The 3,411-nt window shown below is 67.5% G+C and carries 2 protein-coding genes and 1 pseudogene; all 3 read right to left on the bottom strand.

The features are described from left to right. Nucleotides 1–1,426, bottom strand: a pseudogene (locus tag GX015_RS02380) (DNA-directed RNA polymerase subunit beta); the annotation flags it as partial. Nucleotides 1,427–1,896: 470 nt separating this feature from the next. Further along, nucleotides 1,897–2,907 (bottom strand): DUF3068 domain-containing protein, encoded by a 1,011-nt coding sequence (locus GX015_RS02375; protein WP_291342503.1) that lies wholly within the window; start codon nucleotides 2,905–2,907, stop codon nucleotides 1,897–1,899. Nucleotides 2,908–3,046: 139 nt separating this feature from the next. Beyond that, on the bottom strand, nucleotides 3,047–3,411 hold a 365-nt coding region (gene rplL / locus GX015_RS02370), incomplete at its 5' end, for a 50S ribosomal protein L7/L12 (protein WP_291342501.1).

The following is a 3,411-nucleotide window of genomic DNA, read 5'->3' as shown; positions in this document are numbered from 1 at the left end:
TCTCGATCGGGCACATGCGGCCGTAGTGCGACGGGTGGACGTCGCGGACCTCGAGGCCGGCGCGCTCGCGCGACAGGCCGCCGGGGCCCAGCGCCGACAGGCGGCGCTTGTGGGTCAGGCCGGACAGCGAGTTGTTCTGGTCCATGAACTGCGACAGCTGCGACGTGCCGAAGAACTCGCGGATGGCCGCGGACACCGGGCGGACGTTGATCAGCGTGGTCGGCTGGATCGACTCGACGTCCTGCGTGGTCATGCGCTCGCGGACGACGCGCTCCATGCGGGAGAGGCCGACGCGGACCTGGTTCTGGATGAGCTCGCCCACGGTGCGCAGGCGGCGGTTGCCGAAGTGGTCGATGTCGTCGACCTCGACCGGAACCTCTCGCCCGTCGGGGGAGGTCATGGTCTTCTCGCCGTCGTGCAGGCGCACGAGGTACTCGATGGTGGTGGCGATGTCCTGCTCGGTGAGGACCATCTCGCCGACGCCGTCGCCGCCGAGGCCCAGCTTGCGGTTGACCTTGTAGCGGCCGACCTTGGCCAGGTCGTAGCGCTTGGGCTTGAAGAAGTTGTTCTCCAGCAGGGCCAGCGCGGACTCGCGCGTCGGGGGCTCGCCCGGGCGCTGCTTGCGGTAGATCTCGAGGAGGGCCTCGTCGGTGTTGGCGACGCCGTCCTTCTCGAGGGTCGCCATCATGATCTCGGAGAAGCCGAAGCGCTCCTTGATCTCCTCGGTGGTCCAGCCGAACGCCTTCAGCAGCACGGTGACCGGCTGGCGGCGCTTGCGGTCGATGCGGACGCCGACGGTGTCCCGCTTGTCGACGTCGAACTCCAGCCACGCGCCGCGCGACGGGATGATCTTGACGGAGTGGAGGGGGCGCTCGGTCGACTTGTCGATGGTCTCGTCGAAGTAGACGCCCGGGGAACGGACGAGCTGTGACACGACGACGCGCTCCGTGCCGTTGACGATGAACGTGCCCTTGTCGGACATCATCGGGAAATCGCCGATGAAGACCGTCTGCGACTTGATTTCGCCGGTCTCTCGGTTGGTGAACTCGGCCGTCACGTACAGCGGGGCCGAGTAGTTGATGTCCTTGTCCTTGCATTCGTCCACCGTGTTCTTCACGGAGTCGAACCAGGGGTCGGACAGGGTAAGGGACATCTTCTGCGAGTAGTCCTCGATCGGGGACAGCTCGTCAAGGATGTCCTCGAGTCCACTGGTGACCTGAGCACCGTCGCCGAGTTCCTCCTGGCGGCGGGCGCGCCACTCGGGCGTGCCGATGAGCCATGCGAACGACTCACGCTGCAGATCGAGAAGACCCGGAACCGGAATCGGCTCGCTGATCTTCGCGAAAGAGTACCTCTTCGAAGCTCCGGGAATACCGGCCACTGCCTTGGTCTGGCGGGAGACTGCCAAGATGGGTCCTTCCAGCACCTCACGCGGGTGGGGCGCCGGCAACCGGTGGCGCGCCCGTCCGCTTGGATTTAAGCGTTTGGTTTGCAGGAATCACACGGTAGCGGGCAGAGCCTTGCGGACGATGCACGTCAGGGCCACGGCAGGGATGCAAAGTACCAGTTCACAGGCTTTGCGACGCCCCCGTTATCCCGGACGGCACGTCAAGTGGGGACACTACGACACACCTAATTCCAGCGCAACGACTCAGCCTATACCATTGCAGGCCGCAAGTCCACCGGATATTGCGTGGGCGTGTCGCCGGGATGATCACGGCGTGTCCGGGACGTGTACCCGAGGTGTACGGGTCACATTCCGCGGTGCCGGAAACGCTCGCCGGAATCATTCGCCGGAAAAAATCGCCGGAAACGGTTGCCCAATTCAGTTGGCCGATGCGGTCGCCGGAACGTGTCGCGGGAAAGGCGCCGGCGGCGGGGCCGGCCCGGCCGGGATCAGGAATGGCGCGCTGGATCGCCCTTCCGGTTTCCCCGGTCCTCCCGGTTCTCCCGGTCGCGGCCTTCGGGGCGCAGGGCGCCGACGATTCCGCCGAACGCCAAGATAGCACCGATCACCAGAAGCGCAATCGACCACGGGCGCACCGGCGCCGTGTCCGCCACGTCCAGCGCCTGCTGCAGGAGGCGGGCAGAGGCCTGCTCGTCGACTCCGCCGACGAAGCGGAGGAAGGTCCGGAGCCGCTCGCCCTCGCGGGTCTCCCACCGCAGATCCAGATCCTCGTCGATGTCGACGACCATGCCGCTCTCGGGTTCGACCAGCCAGTCGCGCGTGCCCTGGTAGGTGAGGAAGCCGGTCTTGTCGTCGACGTTGATCTGCGTCAAGTTCGACCGGTACCGGGTGGCCAGATTCGTCGGGGCGATCGTCTGGCGGTAGCGGAGCACCTCGTTGCCGCCGAGATCTTCCGTGCCCACGTACTCCGCCGGAACGGTGCCGCGCAGGAAATCGTCGAAGATCGGATACGACACCGGACCGGCGTCGGCCGGGAACTTCACCCAATGCCCGTCGACCGGGACCTCGACGGGCACGCCCGCCATCTGGTCCGTGAGCATCGCCGGGCCGAGGAACTCGCCGGAGAGCCGGTCGACGGTGAAGGTCCACACCGCCGCGTCGACGAGCTCGAGGATCGGGTCGGTGCCCATCACCTCGGGCGGCAGCTCTCGGGTCGTGGACGTGCCCATGCGGACCGACACCCGCTGCTCGTCCGCCGGCTCGATCAACTCGCCGTGGAACTGCCGCCGGACCGGGCCGAAAGCGTCCTCGCGGCCGCCCTCGGGGTTCAGCGCGGAGGACACGCCGTCCTCCGCCCGCAGCGTGTACGTGGTGTCCGGCAGATCGAGGGGGATCTTGGGGTCGTCGGACACCAGTCGGGGCAGGAAAGCGCCGGCGGCGATCATCGCCGCACCGAGCCCGATGATCAGGACGGCGATGATGCGCGAACGGGGAAGCATGCGCCCCATCCTACTCAGCCGCCACTCCCCCACCGCATTGCGCACCGGGCAAAAAGAACCGGGCCCCGCCGGCACGCGAATGGCGTGCGGGCGGGGCCCGGTGAAAAAGCTGGCGCGGGGATGCCGCGGCGCAGGTCCCCTACTTCAGGGAAACCTTGGCGCCGGCCTCCTCGAGCTTGGCCTTGGCGGCCTCGGCGTCGTCCTTGGACGCACCCTCGAGGATGGCCTTCGGGGCACCCTCGACGAGCTCCTTGGCCTCCTTCAGGCCCAGGCCGGAGACGAGCTCGCGGACGGCCTTGATGACGCCGATCTTCTTGGCGCCGGCGTCCTCGAGCACGACGTCGAACTCGTCCTTCTCCTCGACGGCGGCGGCGGCGTCGCCACCGGCGGCGGCGGCCACGGCGACCGGGGCGGCGGCGGTGACGTCGAACTCGTCCTCGAACGCCTTCTTGAACTCGGTCAGCTCAACGAGGGTCATCTCCTTGAACGCCTCGAGCAGCTCCT

It is taken from the genome of Corynebacterium sp., assembly GCF_012837295.1.
GTDB lineage: Bacteria > Actinomycetota > Actinomycetes > Mycobacteriales > Mycobacteriaceae > Corynebacterium.
Note: the sequence above shows the minus strand (reverse complement) of the source record. Positions and strands in the feature narration are given on the sequence as shown.